The organism is Streptosporangium sp. NPDC006013 (genome assembly GCF_040614275.1).
Taxonomy (GTDB): domain Bacteria; phylum Actinomycetota; class Actinomycetes; order Streptosporangiales; family Streptosporangiaceae; genus Streptosporangium.
Genome location: NZ_JBEXUE010000010.1, coordinates 1 through 15,818, shown reverse-complemented (window position 1 = coordinate 15,818; position 15,818 = coordinate 1). Strand labels below are relative to the sequence as shown.

13 protein-coding genes are annotated in these 15,818 nt (G+C 73.2%); 6 read left to right on the top strand and 7 right to left on the bottom strand.

Features of this window, described 5'->3' with window-relative positions:
- Positions 1 to 175 precede the first annotated feature (175 nt).
- The 3 genes from ABZ260_RS03030 to ABZ260_RS03020 all read left to right on the top strand — a co-directional run bounded on the left by ABZ260_RS03030 (position 176) and on the right by ABZ260_RS03020 (position 3,563).
- Positions 176 to 1,570, top strand: a complete 1,395-nt coding sequence (locus tag ABZ260_RS03030) for an FAD-dependent oxidoreductase (protein ID WP_355612313.1) — start codon at positions 176 to 178, stop codon at positions 1,568 to 1,570.
- 68 nt (positions 1,571 to 1,638) lie between these two features.
- The gene (locus ABZ260_RS03025) at positions 1,639 to 2,526 is read left to right on the top strand and encodes an alpha/beta hydrolase (RefSeq protein ID WP_355612219.1); all 888 of its coding nucleotides are present in this window, start codon (positions 1,639 to 1,641) and stop codon (positions 2,524 to 2,526) included.
- 5 nt (positions 2,527 to 2,531) lie between these two features.
- Positions 2,532 to 3,563, top strand: a complete 1,032-nt coding sequence (locus ABZ260_RS03020) for a BadF/BadG/BcrA/BcrD ATPase family protein (RefSeq protein WP_355612216.1) — start codon at positions 2,532 to 2,534, stop codon at positions 3,561 to 3,563.
- Between the two features lie 117 nt (positions 3,564 to 3,680).
- On the opposite strand, the gene ABZ260_RS03015 is transcribed toward ABZ260_RS03020, so the two are convergent.
- The 3 genes from ABZ260_RS03015 to ABZ260_RS03005 form a co-directional block, all read right to left on the bottom strand.
- Positions 3,681 to 5,609 (bottom strand): propionyl-CoA synthetase, encoded by a 1,929-nt coding sequence (locus ABZ260_RS03015; protein ID WP_355612213.1) that lies wholly within the window; start codon positions 5,607 to 5,609, stop codon positions 3,681 to 3,683.
- 103 nt (positions 5,610 to 5,712) lie between these two features.
- A complete protein-coding gene (locus ABZ260_RS03010) occupies positions 5,713 to 6,468 on the bottom strand; it encodes an SDR family NAD(P)-dependent oxidoreductase (RefSeq protein ID WP_355612210.1) in 756 nt (251 codons plus the stop codon).
- Positions 6,468 to 7,649, bottom strand: a complete 1,182-nt coding sequence (locus tag ABZ260_RS03005; protein ID WP_355612207.1) for an acyl-CoA dehydrogenase family protein — start codon at positions 7,647 to 7,649, stop codon at positions 6,468 to 6,470. The genes ABZ260_RS03010 and ABZ260_RS03005 overlap by 1 nt, the downstream gene beginning before the upstream one ends.
- 84 nt (positions 7,650 to 7,733) lie before the next feature.
- On the opposite strand from ABZ260_RS03005, the gene ABZ260_RS03000 reads away from it, so the two are divergent.
- Together ABZ260_RS03000 and ABZ260_RS02995 are read left to right on the top strand one after the other, a co-directional pair.
- Positions 7,734 to 9,080 (top strand): enoyl-CoA hydratase-related protein, encoded by a 1,347-nt coding sequence (locus ABZ260_RS03000; protein WP_355612204.1) that lies wholly within the window; start codon positions 7,734 to 7,736, stop codon positions 9,078 to 9,080.
- 32 nt (positions 9,081 to 9,112) lie between these two features.
- Positions 9,113 to 10,225, top strand: coding sequence for a CaiB/BaiF CoA-transferase family protein (locus ABZ260_RS02995; RefSeq protein ID WP_355612201.1), 1,113 nt, complete (start codon positions 9,113 to 9,115; stop codon positions 10,223 to 10,225).
- Positions 10,226 to 10,384: 159 nt separating this feature from the next.
- On the opposite strand, the gene ABZ260_RS02990 is transcribed toward ABZ260_RS02995, so the two are convergent.
- From ABZ260_RS02990 to ABZ260_RS02975, 4 genes are all read right to left on the bottom strand, one after another.
- The gene (locus tag ABZ260_RS02990) at positions 10,385 to 11,368 is read right to left on the bottom strand and encodes a nitronate monooxygenase (RefSeq protein ID WP_355612198.1); all 984 of its coding nucleotides are present in this window, start codon (positions 11,366 to 11,368) and stop codon (positions 10,385 to 10,387) included.
- A 67-nt stretch (positions 11,369 to 11,435) separates the two neighbouring features.
- The gene (locus ABZ260_RS02985; protein WP_355612196.1) at positions 11,436 to 12,257 is read right to left on the bottom strand and encodes an SDR family oxidoreductase; all 822 of its coding nucleotides are present in this window, start codon (positions 12,255 to 12,257) and stop codon (positions 11,436 to 11,438) included.
- Positions 12,257 to 13,879, bottom strand: a complete 1,623-nt coding sequence (locus ABZ260_RS02980; RefSeq protein WP_355612192.1) for an AMP-binding protein — start codon at positions 13,877 to 13,879, stop codon at positions 12,257 to 12,259. The genes ABZ260_RS02985 and ABZ260_RS02980 overlap by 1 nt, the downstream gene beginning before the upstream one ends.
- Positions 13,876 to 14,685 (bottom strand): enoyl-CoA hydratase/isomerase family protein, encoded by an 810-nt coding sequence (locus ABZ260_RS02975; protein WP_355612189.1) that lies wholly within the window; start codon positions 14,683 to 14,685, stop codon positions 13,876 to 13,878. The genes ABZ260_RS02980 and ABZ260_RS02975 overlap by 4 nt, the downstream gene beginning before the upstream one ends.
- Positions 14,686 to 14,800: 115 nt before the next feature.
- Between ABZ260_RS02975 and ABZ260_RS02970 the strand changes: the two genes are divergently transcribed.
- The gene (locus tag ABZ260_RS02970) at positions 14,801 to 15,679 is read left to right on the top strand and encodes a branched-chain amino acid ABC transporter permease (protein WP_355612186.1); all 879 of its coding nucleotides are present in this window, start codon (positions 14,801 to 14,803) and stop codon (positions 15,677 to 15,679) included.
- The last annotated feature ends 139 nt before the right edge of the window (positions 15,680 to 15,818 follow it).

Here is a 15,818-nt window from a genome sequence, read left to right as displayed (position 1 = left end):
CGGGTGGCGCGGGGCTTCGGTGTATCCGGATGCCCGCAAGGACATCCATGACAGAACATCCACGGCACAGAACAGGGAGGCGAGATCGGATTCAGGCGGGGGGAACCCGCGCGTGATCTTCACGACCACGCGATACACACAGAGAAAACCTGACTCACGTAGGGAAGTGAGATTTGTGGATCCGCTGAAGGCTCTTGCTGATGCGGAGCGCAAGCCGTACTGGCTCGACAGTCCGGCGAAACCCGAGCCGCTGGCGCGGCTCTTCGGTGAGACGAGCGCCGACCTGGCAGTGGTCGGCGGAGGATTCTCAGGGCTCTGGACCGCCCTGATGGCAAAAGAACGCGACCCGTCACTTGACGTCGTCCTGCTTGAGGGACGGAGGGTCGGCTGGGCGGCCTCCGGTCGCAACGGTGGCTTCGCACTGGCCACGCTCACCCACGGTCTCCCCAACGGGCTGGAGCGCTGGCCCGAGGAGATCTCCACGCTCGAACGCCTCGGTGTCGACAACCTCGACGAGATCGGCGAGGCCATAGCCAGGTACGGCATCGACTGCGGCTACGAGCGCACCGGCGAGCTGCACGTGGCCACCGAGCCGTGGCAGCTGGAGGAGATGAACCGGAGTGTCGACATCGCCCGTGAACTGGGCGCCCGCTTCGACGTCCTCGACGCGGAAGAGATCCGGGCGGAGGTGAACTCGCCCACCTACATCGGCGGCCACTGGGATCGCGACGGCTGCGCCATGCTCGACCCCGCCCGGCTGGCCTGGGGGCTTCGGGAGGCCTGCCTCTCGGTGGGCGTGCGCATCTATGAGCGCACGCCGGTACGCACCATGAAGGACACCCCGACGAGCCTGGACCTGCTCACCCCGCACGGCCTGGTCAGGGCGCGCAACGTCGCGCTCGGCACCGGGGTGTTCCAGCCGCTGCTGCGGCGGCTGAGGCACCTCCTCGTGCCGGTCTACGACTACGCGCTGATGACCGAGCCGCTCTCCGCCGACCAGCTGGCCTCGGTGGGCTGGCAGAACCGGCAGGGGATCGGGGACGCGGCCAACCAGTTCCACTACTACCGGCTGACCGAGGACAACCGGATCCTCTGGGGCGGCTACGACGCGGTCTACTACAACGGCGGCATGATCAAGCCCGAGTACGAGCAGCGTGACGAGACCTTCGTCAAGCTGGCCGAACACTTCTCCACCACCTTCCCCCAGCTGTCCGGGCTGCGCTTCACCCACAGGTGGGGCGGGGTCATCGACACCTGCAGCCGGTTCAGCGCCTTCTACGGCCGGTCGCACGGCGGGCGCCTGGCCTACGCCGCCGGATACACCGGTATGGGCGTCGGCGCGACCCGGTTCGGGGCGAACGTCATGCTCGACCTGCTCGCCGGGACGCGGACCGAGCGGACCGAGCTGCGGATGGTCAAGGAGAAGCCCGTCCCGTTCCCGCCCGAGCCGGTCCGCTCGGTCGGGATCCAGATGACCCGCTGGTCGATCGCCCAGGCAGACCTGCACCAGGGCCGCCGCAACCTCTGGTTGCGCACCCTGGACCGGATGGGCCTCGGGTTCGACTCCTAGGGACTGTCCCCGGCCCCGGCCGGGGACGGTCGTTGGCTTCCGGCACGCGGGCCGTACAGACTTGCACCATGTCGGAAAAGGTGAAGTTCACCGCCGGCGGGGTCACCCTCGCCGGCGACCTGCGGGTCCCGGTGGCACCGGGCCCGCACCCCGCCCTGGTCCTCACCGGCCCGTTCACCGGAACCCGGGACCAGGTCACCGGCCTGTACGCGTCCCGGCTGGCCGGAGCGGGATATGTGACGCTGGCGTTCGACCACCGCAACTGGGGCGAGTCGGGTGGCGAGCCGCGCAACCACGAGGACGCGCAGGGCAAGCTGGAGGACCTGCGGGCCGCGGTCTCGCTGCTGCGCTCGCGGCCCGAGGTGGACGTCGGCAGGATCGGCGCGGTCGGGATCTGCCTCGGCGCGGGCTACGCGCTCAGGTTCACCGCGTTCGACCCCCGGGTGAAGGCGTTCGCGGGCGTCGCGGGGGCGTACAACAACCCCTACGGTATGCGCGCGGGGATGTCGCCCGACGGATACCAGCGGGCGCTGGCCTCCTTCACGGAGGTGCTGGAACGGCAGGACAGGAGCGGTGAGGTGGAGTACCTGCCCGCGGTGGCCGAGGAGGGCGAGGCGGCCATGCCGGGCGACGAGCCGTTCGCCTACTACGGCACCTCCCGAGGCGCCTCGGCGCACTGGAGCAACACGGTGACCCGGGCCTCGGTCCGAGAGCTGATCACCCTGGACAACATGATGGGCGCCGACTTCCTGTCGCCCAAGCCGGGCCTTGTCGTGCACGGTGTGGTCGACCGCTTCTGTTCGCCCGAGGGCGCCGAGGAGGCCTACCGGCGGATGGACGACCCCAAGAGGCTGGTCTGGCTGGACACCCGGCTCCATATCGACCTCTACGACACCGAGCCACACGTCACCCGGGCGGTCGAGGCGGTCGCCGCGTTCTTCGGAGAGCACCTCTGAACGCGATGTGCGTCCTCGGGCTGGACGTCGGCGGTACGTCCTCACGGGCGCTCCTGATCGACGCCGACGGCCGGCGGGCCGGATACGGCGTGGCCGGGGGCGGCAACCCGGCGGCCCACGGCAACGCCGTCGCCGTCGCCAACATCGGCCTGGCCCTGCGGCAGGCCCTGCACGGGATCGACCCGGGCCTGGTGGCGGGGGCGGTCATCGGGATGGCGGGCGCCGGGGCGCTGGACCGCCTGGTGTTCGACCCCATGTGGGCCTCGGCCGGCCTGCGCGTCCGGCCCCGGCTCACCGGCGACCTGGGCATCGCCTTCGCCGCCGGTACGGCGGAGCCGCGCGGCACCGTGCTCATCGCCGGGACCGGGGCGATCGCCGCCAGGATCGAGGACGGCGAGCCCGTGATGATCGCCGACGGGCTCGGCTGGCTCCTGGGCGACCAGGGCTCCGGCTTCTGGCTGGGCAGGCAGGCGGCCCGCGCCGCCGCCCACGCCCTCAGCCGGGGGGAGGCGGGCGGGATGTTGACCCGCCTCGTCGTCGACGCCCTGCTGGAGGGCGAGCCGCTCCCGCGGGGGAGGAGAACGGCTGGGCAGGACGGGCCTGCCGAGCAGGGCGGCGGGGCCGGGGGGACAGCGGCGGAGGCGGCGGAGGAGCTGCGCGAGCTGGCGATCAAGCTGGTGGTCCGCGCCCAGTCGCGGCCCACGCTGGAGCTGGCCAGGCTCGCCCCGCTCGTCAGCCGGGCGGCGGCCGAGGGCGACCCGGTCGCCCTGGAGATCGCCTCCACCGCCGCCCGGCTGCTCTGCGAGACGGTGGCCGAGGTCCGCCCGGCGGGCGAGACGAGCCCGATCGTGCTGGCCGGGAGCGTGCTGACCGGCGAGGGACCTGTCGGCCCCGCGGTACGGGAGAAGCTGGGGGCCGCGACGGTCCTGGCGGGTGACGGCGCGGGCGCGGCGGCGTGGCTGGCCGGGCGGGAGGCGTTCGGCTGGGACCCGGCGACCGCCGCGCGGCTGCACGCCCGCATCGTCTCCGGCGGCTGATCCCGGTGGCTGGCCGGGAGCGGACGCGCTCTCGGCCGGGTCGCCCCTCGCCACTGGAGAGGAGACCGGCTCGTTTCCGGAACGGACCGTACCGGACTGAGAACCGGGGCAGGCCTGTCAGCCGTCGCCGGAACCCGAGCGGAGCGGATCGGGGTCCCGGTCGTCCGGGGCGGTGGCGCCGCGCCCGACGATGGGTCGCAGCACGTCCAGCACCGTCGGGTCCTCGATGGTCGAGGGGACGGGTTCGTCGAAGCCCTCGGCGATGCCGCGCATGGTCTTGCGCAGGATCTTCCCCGACCTGGTCTTCGGCAGCGCCGGGACCACGTCCACCTGTTTCAGCGCCGCCACCGCGCCCACCTGCTCGCGGACGGCCAGGATCAGCTCGGCCCGCAGGGTCTCGACCTCGACCGTCGCCCCGCTCTTCAGCACCACGAAGCCACGCGGGACCTGCCCCTTCAGCTCGTCGGCGACCCCGATCACCGCGCACTCGGCCACCGCCGGGTGCGCGGCCAGCACCGCCTCCATGGACCCCGTCGACAGCCGGTGCCCGGCCACGTTGATCACGTCGTCGGTGCGGCCCATCACGAAGAGGTAGCCGTCCTCGTCGAGGTAGCCGCCGTCGCCGGTCAGGTAGTAGCCGGGAAAGGCCGACAGGTAGGACTTCACATAGCGCTCGTCGTCCTGCCAGAGCGTGGGGAGGGTGCCGGGCGGGAGCGGGAGCCGGATGCAGATCGCCCCCTCCTCGCCGACGGCGCACTCGGCGCCCGAGGACCGCAGCACGCGCACGTCGTAGCCGGGGACGGGCACGGTGGGGGAGCCCGGCTTGATCGGCATGGGTTCCAGGCCGCGCAGGTTGGCCGCGACGGGCCAGCCGGTCTCGGTCTGCCACCAGTTGTCGACGACCGGGACGCCGAGCTTCTCCGCCGCCCAGTGGTAGGTGTCGGGGTCCAGGCGCTCCCCGGCGAGGAAGAGCGTCCGCAGCGACGAGATGTCACGGCCGCGCAGCAGGGCCGCCTCCGGGTCGGTCTTCCTGATCGCGCGGAACGCGGTCGGCGCGGTGAACAGCGCGTTCACCCGGTGCTCGGCGATCACCCGCCAGAACGCGCCCGCGTCGGGGGTGCCGACCGGCTTGCCCTCGTACAGCACCGTCGTGGCGCCCCGCAGCAGCGGCCCGTACACGATGTAGGAGTGCCCGACCACCCAGCCGATGTCGGATGCCGCCCAGAACACATCGCCGGGCGCGATGTCGTAGACGTTGGCCATGCTCCACAGCAGCGCCGCCGCGTGCCCGCCGTTGTCGCGTACGACGCCCTTCGGCAGCCCGGTGGTGCCGCTGGTGTAGAGGATGTAGAGCGGGTCGGTCGCCTTCACCGGCACGCACCCGGCGGGTTCGGCCGCAGTGTCGGCCCAGTCGACGTCCCGCCCGGGCACCAGCTCCGCCGGTGCCTGCTCGCGCTGGAGGATCACGCAGTGCGCGGGCCGGTGCCCGGCCAGGTCGAGCGCGGCGTCGAGCATCGGCTTGTACGGCACCACGCGGGTGGGCTCGATCCCGCAGGAGGCCGAGACGACCACCTTGGGGCGCGCGTCGTCGATCCTGGCCGCCAGCTCTTTGGGCGCGAACCCGCCGAACACCACCGAGTGCACGGCGCCCAGCCGCGCGCACGCCAGCATGGCGATCACCGCCTCGGGCACCATCGGCATGTAGATCACCACCCGGTCGCCCTGCTCCACCCCGAGGTGGCGCAGCACCCCGGCGAACCTGGCGACCTCGTCGCGCAGCCCGGCGTAGGTGTAGCGCCTGCCGGTGCCGGTCACCGGGCTGTCGTAGATCAGCGCGACCCGGTCGCCGTGGCCCGCCTCGACGTGCCGGTCCAGCGCGTTGTGGCAGGTGTTCAGCTCCCCGTCGGGGAACCACCGGTAGAAGGGCGGCGCCCCGGAGTCCAGCACCTCGCGCGGGGGCCTGCTCCAGGTGACCGCCTCGGCGGCCTCGGCCCAGAAGTCCTCCGGGTCGGTGATGCTGCGGGCAAACGCGTCAGCGTACGACATCAGGCCATCATGCTCTCCTGGGGGGTGCCCGGTCGAGGCCCCTCTCCGACCCTCTGTCGTCGGACGCGGACACCGGGTGAGCCCCCGCTCCATACTGCCGAGGTCAGCGGGGTGTCATCCGGAGCGCGCCGTCCATCCGGATGACCTCGCCGTTGAGGTAGTCGTGGTGGATGATCGTCAGCGCCAGGTGGGCGTACTCGTTCGGGCGGGCCAGCCTCCGCGGGAACGGAACGTCGGCCGCCAGCCCCTCCCGGAACTCCGCGGAGACCGTGGCCAGCATCGGCGTCTCCACTATGCCCGGGGCGATGGTGTTGACCCGGATGCCGTACTGGGCGAGGTCGCGCGCCGCGGGCAGGGTCAGCCCGACGATGCCGCCCTTGGACGAGGAGTACGCGGCCTGCCCGATCTGCCCCTCGTAGGCGGCGACCGAGGCGGTGTTGACGATCACGCCGCGCTGGCCGTGCTCGTCCGGCTCGGTGCGGGCGATCGCCTCGGCGGCCAGGGCGAGCACGTTGAAGGTCCCGACGAGGTTGACCTGCACGACGCGCGCGTACAGGTCGAGGTCGTGCACGCCGTTCCTGCCCAGGATCCGCGCCGACGGGCCGATGCCTGCGCAGTTGACGACCGCGCGCAGCGGCCGGCCGGCGGCGGCCGTCGCGACGGAGGCCCGCACCTCCTCGGGGCTGGTGACGTCGGTGGGGACGTACTCCACCCCCGGTACCGGGTCTACGGCGTCGATGCTCTGCTTGAGGTCGAACACGAAGACCTGCGCGTCCTCCTTGGCCAGCAGTTCGGCGGTCGCGGCGCCGAGGCCGGAGGCCCCGCCGGTGACGATCACTGCGGTGTCGGCGACCTGCATCAGTGCTTCTCCCTGTTGACTGCGGTGATCACGGGTGGGGTGTTCCCGGCGAGCGAGCGGCCGATGACCATGCGCTGGATCTGGTTGGTGCCCTCGAAGATCTGCATGACCTTCGCCTCGCGCATGTAACGCTCCACCGGGAAGTCACGGGTGTAGCCGTAGCCGCCCAGCACCTGGACGGCGTCGGTGGTGACCTTCATGGCGTTGTCGGTGGCGACCATCTTGGCGATGGACGCCTCCCGGCCGAACGGCAGGCCGAGGTCCTTCAGCCGGGCGGCGTGCAGCGTCATCGCGCGGGCGGTCTGCACGGCCGCCTCCATGTCGGCCAGCAGGAACGCCAGGCCCTGGTGCTCGATGATCGGCCTGCCGAACGTCGAGCGCTCCTTCGCGTACGCCACGGCGTGGTCCAGGGCGCCCTGGGCCAGGCCGGTGGCGACGGCGGCGATGCCCATCCGGCCGGAGTCGAGGGCGGCCAGCGCGATGCCGAGGCCGTCGCCCTCCGCGCCGATCCTGCGCTCGGCCGGCACCCGCACGCCGTCCAGCCGCATCGTCGCGGTCGGAGAGGCGGTCAGGCCCATCTTGTGCTCGGGCGGGTCGGCGCTCAGGCCCTCGGCGCCGGCCGGGACGAGGAAGCAGGAGATGCCCCTGGGGTCGTCCGAGGTCCGCGCCATCACCGTGTAGAAGTCGGCGCGCCCGCCATGCGTGGTCCACGCCTTCGCGCCGGTGAGCACGTAGTCGTCACCGTCGCGGACGGCGCGGGTGGTCATGGCGGCGGGGTCGGAGCCGGCGTGCGGCTCGCTCAGGCAGTACGCGCCGAGCAGTTCGCCGCCGAGCATGTCGGGCAGCCAGGCCCGCCGCTGCTCGTCGGTGCCGAAGTTGAACAGCCCGAAGCACGACAACACGTGCACGCTGGTGCCGACGGCGACGCTGGACCAGACCCGGGCGACCTCCTCCAGCACCTGCAGGTACACCTCGTAGGGCTGACCGCCGCCGCCGTACTCCTCGAGGTACGGCAGGCCGAGGACGCCCATCGCGCCGAGCGTACGGAACACGTCGCGCGGGAAGTCCTCGTCCGCCTCGGCCTTCGCGACCCGGGGGGCCAGCTTCCCGTCGGCGAGGTCCCGGACGATCTCGATCAGGTCGGCACTCTCTTCGCTTGGCATGACACGCGATGCGGGCATCGAAGCTTCCTTTGGAGTACGGAATTGAGTACTAAAGTATCAGAAACTGTACTGTTTGCTAGGGGCTGCCGTAGAGTCGGTGTCATGCCGTCGCCCGACAGGACTCGCACCCGGCGCGAGGAGACACTGGCGCAGCTCCGCGAGCTGTTCCTGGCCGAGGGATTCGCGTCGTTCAACATCGGCGACCTCGCCGAGCGGCTGCGCTGCTCCCGGACCACCCTGTACGCGGTGGCGCCCAGTAAGGAGCAGATCGTGGTGGCCGCCGTCCGCTCGTTCTTCAAGGCGGCGGCCGAGCGCATCGAGGTCCGGGTCGCCGCCTCCGGCGACCCGGACCGGCAGCTCGCCGTCTACCTGGAGGCCGTCGCCGCGGAGCTGCAGCCCGCCTCGGCCGCGTTCCTCGCGGACGTGGCCGCCTTCGGCCCGGCCAACGAGGTCTACCAGGAGAACACCCGGTACGCCGCGGAGCGGGTGCAGAGCCTGGTGACGGAGGGGGTCAGGGCCGGGGTGCTGCGTCCGATCCACGCGTCGTTCGTGGGGGCCGCGGTGGCCGAGGTCATGAACTCCATCCAGCGCGGCGCCATCCAGTCGGCCACCGGGTTCGACGCCGCGCAGGCCTACCGGCACCTCGCCGACCTGGTCCTCGCCGGCCTGACCACCGCACCGGTGAACGAGCAGGCGGTCACCGGGACCTGGGTGCGATACGAGGTCGCCGACGGGGTGGCGACCATAGAGCTCGACCGGCCGGAGTCCTCGAACGCGCTGGACCTGCCCATGGCGCGGGCGCTCGGCGACGCAGCCGAGGCCGCGGCGGCCGACCCGGGGGTGCGCTGCGTGCTGCTGCTCGGCCGCGGCCGCGACTTCTGCGCCGGCGGGGACGTCACCGCGATGCACGGCGCCGCGGACCGCGCCGGCTACATGCTGGAGCTGGCCCGGACGGCGCACCGCGCGGTGCTGGCCCTCGCCGGGCTGGAGGTCCCCGTCGTGGCCGCCGTCCAGGGCGTGGCGGCGGGCGCAGGACTGGCCCTCACCCTGGTGGCCGACGTGGTGCTCGCCGGCGAGTCGGCGACGTTCCTGACCGCGTACGCCCAGGCGGGGTTGACCCCGGACTGCGGCACGTCCTGGCTGCTGCCGCAGGTGGTGGGGTTGCGCCGGGCGCTCGCGCTGACGTTGACCGATCGCCGGCTGACGGCAGGGGAGGCCGCCGACTGGGGGCTGGTCACCGACATCCACCCCGACGAGGAACTCGCCGAGTCGGCCCGGCAGGCCGCGGCGCGGATCGCGGCCGGGCCGTTCCCGGCGCTCGGCCGGACCCGCCGCCTGCTCCGGGACGCCCCGGCGCGGTCGCTGGCCGACCAGCTTGGCATCGAGGCCGCGACGATCGCCGAGGCCGCCGCGTCCGCCGCGGCCGGGCCCGGCTCGACGCGTTCGTGAACGGCAAGCGCGAGTAGAGAGGCGGGAACCCGATGAAGGGCGGCCCCCTGGCGGGACTGAGAGTGGTGGAACTGGCCGGGCTCGGCCCGGCCCCGCACGCGGCCATGGTGCTCGCCGACCTTGGCGCCGACGTGGTCCGGATCGAACGGCCGGCGGGCCGCGGGCTCCGGCTCGGCGCCCCGGACGCGACCGACGCCGTGCTGCGCGGCCGGCGCCCGGTCCACGCCGACCTGAAGTCCGCCGACGGGCGGGCCGTCGTCCTCGGCCTCGCCGAACGCGCGGACGTGCTGATCGAGGGCCTGCGCCCCGGCGTGGTGGAACGGCTCGGCGTGGGCCCGGACGCCTGCTTGGCCCGCAACCCCGGCCTGGTCTACGCCCGGATGACCGGGTGGGGCCAGGACGGGCCGTGGGCCGGCCAGGTCGGCCACGACATCAACTACATCGGCCTGACCGGCGCGCTGCACGCCATGGGCCGCGCCGACCGGGCCCCGGCGCCGCCGCTCAACCTGGTCGGTGACTTCGGCGGCGGGTCCATGCTGCTGCTCGTCGGCGTGCTGGCCGCGCTGTTCGAACGGTACCGGTCCGGCCGCGGCCAGGTGGTCGACGCCGCCATGGTCGACGGGACCGCGCTGCTCAGCCAGATGACCCTCGCCCTGCGCGGTATGGGGGCCTGGCGCGACGAACGGGAGGGCAACCTGCTCGACGGCGCCGCGCCCTTCTACGACACCTACACCTGCGCCGACGGCGGGTTCGTCGCGGTGGGTGCGCTGGAGCCACACTTCTACGCGGCGCTGCTGGCCGGGCTGGACATCGACCCGGCCGAACTGGGCGAGCAGAACGACCCGGCCAACTGGCCGGCGATGCGCAGGCGGTTCACCGCCGCGTTCGCCTCCCGCACCCGCGACGAGTGGGCCGCGCACTTCGCCGGCACCGACGCGTGCGTCACCCCGGTGCTCAGCTTCGCCGAGGCCCCCGGCCACCCGCACCTGGCGGCCCGCGGCACGTACGCCGAGGCGGACGGCGTGGTCCAGGCGGCCCCGGCGCCCAGGTTCTCCCGCACCCCGGCCGCCCCGGTGGCCCCGGTGCCGCGGACGGCGGCTGACGCGGCGGACGTGCTGCGCGAGTGGGGGAAGTCGGGCAACTGACCGCCCGGTGGCACCGGAACCGGCCGCCGAGCCGCTGGGGACCCCCTGCCGGCCAGCGCTGGGGGGTGGGTAGGCGGGGCGGGCCAGTGGCAGGGATGGGCCATATGGGCGGGGCCACCTCCGATGCCGGGAGCGGCCACACCTCAGTGCCGACCCGGGTCAGGCCGCCGGCAGGAACCCCGGCAGCCGGTGGCGGATGATCTCCTCGGCGTCCGCGACGATCCGGTCCACCACGTTCCGGCAGCTGTCCACCTCGGTGATGAGCCCCTGGGCCTGGCCGGCCCACCACAGCCCGTCCTCCATGTCGCCCGCCCCGAGGACGCGTTCCCGTCCCCGTACCCCCGAGGCGAGGTGGGCGATGTCCTCGAAGGACGAGCCCGGCCGGCGTGAGATCTCGGCGATCTCCTCCGACACCGAGTTGCGCGCCACCCGCGCCGAGTTGTGGAACTCGCGGAAGACGATGATCGACTCCCGTTCGGAGTTCGCCACGATCTGCCGCTTGACGTTGTCGTGGACGGGCGCCTCGGTCGTCGCCATGAACCGGGTGCCCATGTTCGCCGCGCACGCCCCGAGGGCCAGCGCCGCCACCAGGCCGGCGCCGGTGGCGATGCCGCCGCTGGCGATGACCGGGACGTCCAGCGCCCGGGTGGCCGCGGCGATGAGCACGAGGCCGCCGATGTCGTCCTCGCCCGGGTGGCCGGCGCACTCGAAGCCGTCGATGCTGATCGCGTCCACGCCGAGCGCCTGCGCCTTGACGGCGTGCCGTACCGCGACCGCCTTGTGGATGACCTTGATCCCGGCGGCCTTGAAGTCGGGCAGGTGCGCGTCCGGGTTGCCGCCGGCCGTCTCGACGACCGTGATCCCCGACTCGATGATCGCCGCCCGGTACTCGTCGTAGGGGACCGGGCGGATGGTGGGCAGGATGGTGAGGTTCACCCCGAACGGCTGGTCGGTCAGTTCGCGGGTGCGCTTGATCTCCAGGGTGAGCGCCTCGGGCGTCGGCTGGGTCAGCGCCGTCAGGAACCCGAGGGCGCCGGCCTCGGCGACGGCCGCGATCAGTTCGGCCCGGCCAAGGCCGGTCATCCCGCCGCACAGCAGCGGGTGCCGTACGCCGAAGGTCTCGGTGAAGGCGGTAGCGATCATTTCAGCGGTGGCTTTCGTCTCGAACGGTGGTCCGGCCGCGGACCCGGGCCGGGGTGGACAGGGGCGTTCAGGCCGCGGCGGGGCCGCCGAGCCGGGTCAGGACCTCCGCGATCGACTCGGCGGGATCCCCGGCCGTCCAGCCGGTGACCGGGGTGAGGGCTTCCGGCGTGTACACGCCGAGATCGGTGCCGTCGAAGCGGACGATCCGGCCGGTCACGCCGCGGGTGGCGTCGCTGAGCAGCGCGACCACCACCGGCGCCACGTCCCCGGGCGCGCCCAGCGCGGGCCGGTCGGGCCGGGTGTCCAGCGCCGCCATGCCGGTCTCGGCCAGCGGCGACACGGCGTTGACCCGGATGCCGGCGGACGCGCAGTCCCGCGCCCAGCCGGCGGTCATCGCGGCCACCGCCCCCTTCGTGGCGCCGTAGGCGCTCATGCCGGGGATGCCGAACCGGGCGCCGGACACGATCGTGACGATCGACCCGCCGGCGCCCCGCCGGACCATCGCCCGCATGGCGTGCACCGCGGCGAACTGCACGCCGAGCACGTTGACCTCGGTGATCCGCCGCAGCCGTGCCTCGTCCTCCTCCCACGGCGGGGCGTGGTGGGTGATCCCGGCGTTGGCGACGAGGCCGTCGAGCCGGCCGAACTCCAGCTCCGCCGTCCCGGAAAGCCGGGCCGCCACCTCCCACGACCCGGCGGAGCCCGGTTCCGCCACCGCGTGCCCGCCGGCGGCGGCGATCTCTGCGGCCACGGCGTGCGCGGCGGCCCCGTCCACGTCGTTGACCACGACCCCGGCGCCGTGGGCCGCGCACGCGAGCGCGTAGGTGCGGCCCAGGCCCCTCCCGCCGCCCGTCACGACGACGCAGCGCCCGTCCAGCAGGCCACTCATCAGTCGGTTTCCAGGTCGAACAGCTCGACCACCGAGGCCTTGTTGATCTTGCCGGTCGGGTTGGTCGGCAGCGAGCGGACCACCCGCAGCAGCTCCGGCCGCTTGTGCCGGGCCAGCCCCTGGCCGGTCACCGCGCGGCCGACCTCCTCCAGGGTCAGGTCCTCCCGGTCCGAGACGACGGCCGCGCCGATCCGCTCACCGAGCCGGCCGCCGGGCACCGGGACGATCGCCACGGCCGCCACGTCGGGGTGCCTCACGATGGCGTCCTCGATCTCCCTGGCCGAGAACTTCTCGCCGCCGCGGTTGATGACGTCCTTCAGCCGCCCGGTGATCCGCACCTGCCCATCGACGGCCAGCGAGCCGAGGTCCCCGGTGCGGAACCAGCCGTCGGGGGTGAACGCGTGCGCGTTCAGCTCCTCGCGCACGTAACCGAGCATCATCTCCGGACCGTGCAGCAGCAGTTCACCCACCTCGCCCGGCTCGACGTCCCGACCCGAGGGGTCCACGGCGCGCAGCTCCACGCCCGGCGCGAGCCGGCCGTCGGTCTCCGCCCGGAACTCCAGCGGGTCCAGCTCGTTGGGCAGCGTCGCGGTGGGCAGCTCGGTCATGCCCCACGCCCGGTACGCTGCGATGCCCAGCTCGTCGGCGCGCCGGATGAGGGCCGGCGGCACCGCCGCGCCGCCGCAGCAGTACTGGCGCAGCGGCGACCGGTCCCGCCCCTCGGCGGCGTACACGTCGAGCAGCTCACGCAGGAACGGCGTGGCGCCGGCCATGTAGGTGGCACCGGTACGGTCGGCCAGCTCGGCGCACGCGGCCGGGTCCCACCGTTCCATCAGCACCGCGGTGGCCCCCACCCGGCAGGGGATCATGAAGCCCTGCAGGAGGCCGGTGATGTGCGTGATGGGGGAGGCCATCACCATGCGGTCGCGGAACGTCAGGCCCCACTCCACGACGGTCATCCGCAGCTCGTGCCGCAGGCCCGCCACGGAATGCACCACGCCCTTGGGCTCGGACTCGGTGCCCGAGGTGAACAGCACCAGGCAGGGGTCCGCGGGGGCGGCGGGCTCGATTCCGGACGGCAGTGCGCCGGGACCCTCCCCGTCCGCCGCCCGCCAGCCCGCCGACCGGCCGGTGGTGAGCAGCCGTGCGGCGGGTTCGTGAGAGATGTCGCGCAGCGCCTCGTCGAACTCGTCCGGGTAGGCCCGGCGCCGGTCGTCGGCGTACGTGACGATGGCCGCCGGCCGGATCTGGTCCAGTACGGTGCGGATCTCGCGCGGGCCGTACAGCGGCACGATCGGGCTGCTGATCGCCCCGATCCGCCAGATCGCCGCCGCGACGGCGACGGCGTCCGGGCCGGTCGGCAGCAGCCAGCAGACGGCGTCACCCGGCCGTACCCCGCCGGCGATCAGGGTCCGCGCGACCGCGGCGGACTTGGCGGCCAGCTCGGCGAAGCTCGTCTCACCGTGCGTGGTGATGATCGCCGGTCGGTCCGGCCACCGCGTCGCCCCGTGGTCCAGCAGGTCGCCGATCCGCTCCTCGGTGAGGAAGCCCCGGCGGCGCCAGACGTCCGCGAGCTCGGGGGTGACCACCCGCGGCCTGCGGTTCCAGTCGGCTGTCTTCATGACGTCGTCCACTTCGGTTCGCGCTTGTCCAGGAAGGCGGCCGGGCCCTCGACGGCGTCCGGATGGTGCCGGTGCCGCCGGATCAGTTCCCAGCCGAGGTCCATATCGGTGGCGATGAGCCGTTCCTCGAACGTGCGCAGCACCCGGCGGCTGAGCCGCACCGCCTCCGGCGAGTTCCGCCCGATCATCGCGGCCAGCTCCATCCCCCGGTCGACGAGCGCGTCCGGCTCGACGACCTCGGAGACGAGACCGGCGCGCTCGGCCCGTTCGGCCGACAGCGACTCGTGCCGGCCGAGCAGGACGAGGCGGGTCAGCAGGTCCGGCCGCATCCGCAGCCGCAGCTGCAGCGGTTCCAGCGCGGACACCTGGCCGACGCTGACGTGCGGGTCCAGGAAGCGGGCCGCCGGCGACGCGATGCAGATGTCGGCGTCCGCCACGAAGTGCAGGCCGCCTCCGGCGCACACCCCGTTCACCGCGGCGATAACCGGTATCCCCAAGCGCGGTCCGGGCAGGAAGTCGAGCTCCTCGGCCGCGGTGTCGCCCACCTTCACCCTCGGCGCCGAGAGCATGGACACGTCGGCCCCGGCGCAGAACGCCTTGCCCGCGCCGGTGAGCAGCACCGCGCGCAACTCCGGCGCCCCGGCCGCCGCCCGCCACAGGTCCGCCAGCCCGTCCATGAGCTCGTCGTCGAGGGCGTTGGCGGACTTCGGACGGTTGAGGGTCACGACCAGCGTCCCGCCGACGACCGTGCTGAGCAGCACCCCATCCGCACGTTCCAGGCCTGCTCGGCCGCTCTTCCTCGACACGGGCGCCTCCCCACGGGCGCCGAGACGCCCTTCTTGACTGTCATCCAAATCATATATACGTTTCGCGCCATGGTGAAGAGAGATGTCACATCACGTGCCGGGACCGGGTCCCCCCATGCATGAGTTCCTTCAGACGGTGCTCGTGCCGGGTCTGGCGGACGGCGCGATCTACGGGTTGGTTGCGGTCGGCTTCGCCACGCTGTTCACGACGACCGGCGTCATCAACTTCGCCCACGGGCAGATGGTGATGCTCATGCCCATGTCGGTGCTGGTGGCGGTGGGTGCCGGCCTGCCGGTCTGGCTCGCCTACGTGGCCGCGCTCGCCGTGATGGTGGTGGTGGCGCTCACCGTCGAGTGGACCGCGGTGCGGCCGTTCGTGCAGTCGGGCCAGTCCGCCTCCTGGCTGCTGTCCACCCTCGCGGTCAGCGTGGTCCTGGCCGAACTGCTGGCCGTCCCCTACAGCGGGGAGTTCCGCAACTTCACGTACGGCGTCAGCAAGCACCGGTTCGACCTGGTCGGCCTGGCGGTGTCGCCCGCCGAGCTGACCGCGGTCGCCGCGCTATTCGTCGTCGCCGGGCTGCTCGTCGTGTTCTACCGGCGCACCCGGATCGGGCTGGAGCTGCGCGCGCTCGCCGACGACCTCGACGGCGCGGAGGCGATCGGCATCTCCCGGGCCCATGCCTCGCAGATTGCCACGGTGCTGTCCGCGCTGGTCGCTGCGGTGACCGGGGTGCTGGTGGCCTGCACCCAGCTCGTCACCCCGTCGCTGGGGCTGTCGTACACCTTCTACGGGTTCGTGGCCACCGCGATCGGCGGCATGGGCAGCATCGGCGGCGCCGTCGTCGGCGGCCTGGTCATCGGCGTGGTCAGCCAGTTCGCCGGGGTCCACGTCGGCAGCCTCACGGTGAACCTGACGGTGTTCCTGCTGCTGGTCGTGGTCTACCTGGTGCGCCCGCACGGCCTGTTCGGCGCGGCACCGGTGCGGGCGGTGTGATGTCGTACCGGCTCTCCGACCTGTTCCGGACCCTGCGCGCCGCGGCAGTCGACGCGGCCACCCCCACGACCGCCCTCGGGGCCACCCCGGTGACCGTCCCCGCGACCCGTACGTCCGGCGACCGGCCGATTCCCGCCGT

Bases quoted from the DNA above. Each gene is read 5' to 3' on its own strand.
- ABZ260_RS03025 (WP_355612219.1), top strand. From the start codon at position 1,639: ATGTCGGAAAAGGTGAAGTTCACCGCCGGCGGGGTCACCCTCGCCGGC.
- ABZ260_RS03020 (WP_355612216.1), top strand. From the start codon at position 2,532: ATGTGCGTCCTCGGGCTGGACGTCGGCGGTACGTCCTCACGGGCGCTC.
- ABZ260_RS03015 (WP_355612213.1), bottom strand. From the start codon at position 5,609: ATGTCGTACGCTGACGCGTTTGCCCGCAGCATCACCGACCCGGAGGAC.
- ABZ260_RS03010 (WP_355612210.1), bottom strand. From the start codon at position 6,468: ATGCAGGTCGCCGACACCGCAGTGATCGTCACCGGCGGGGCCTCCGGC.
- ABZ260_RS03005 (WP_355612207.1), bottom strand. From the start codon at position 7,649: ATGCCCGCATCGCGTGTCATGCCAAGCGAAGAGAGTGCCGACCTGATC.
- ABZ260_RS03000 (WP_355612204.1), top strand. From the start codon at position 7,734: ATGCCGTCGCCCGACAGGACTCGCACCCGGCGCGAGGAGACACTGGCG.
- ABZ260_RS02995 (WP_355612201.1), top strand. From the start codon at position 9,113: ATGAAGGGCGGCCCCCTGGCGGGACTGAGAGTGGTGGAACTGGCCGGG.
- ABZ260_RS02990 (WP_355612198.1), bottom strand. From the start codon at position 11,368: ATGATCGCTACCGCCTTCACCGAGACCTTCGGCGTACGGCACCCGCTG.
- ABZ260_RS02985 (WP_355612196.1), bottom strand. From the start codon at position 12,257: ATGAGTGGCCTGCTGGACGGGCGCTGCGTCGTCGTGACGGGCGGCGGG.
- ABZ260_RS02980 (WP_355612192.1), bottom strand. From the start codon at position 13,879: ATGAAGACAGCCGACTGGAACCGCAGGCCGCGGGTGGTCACCCCCGAG.
- ABZ260_RS02970 (WP_355612186.1), top strand. From the start codon at position 14,801: ATGCATGAGTTCCTTCAGACGGTGCTCGTGCCGGGTCTGGCGGACGGC.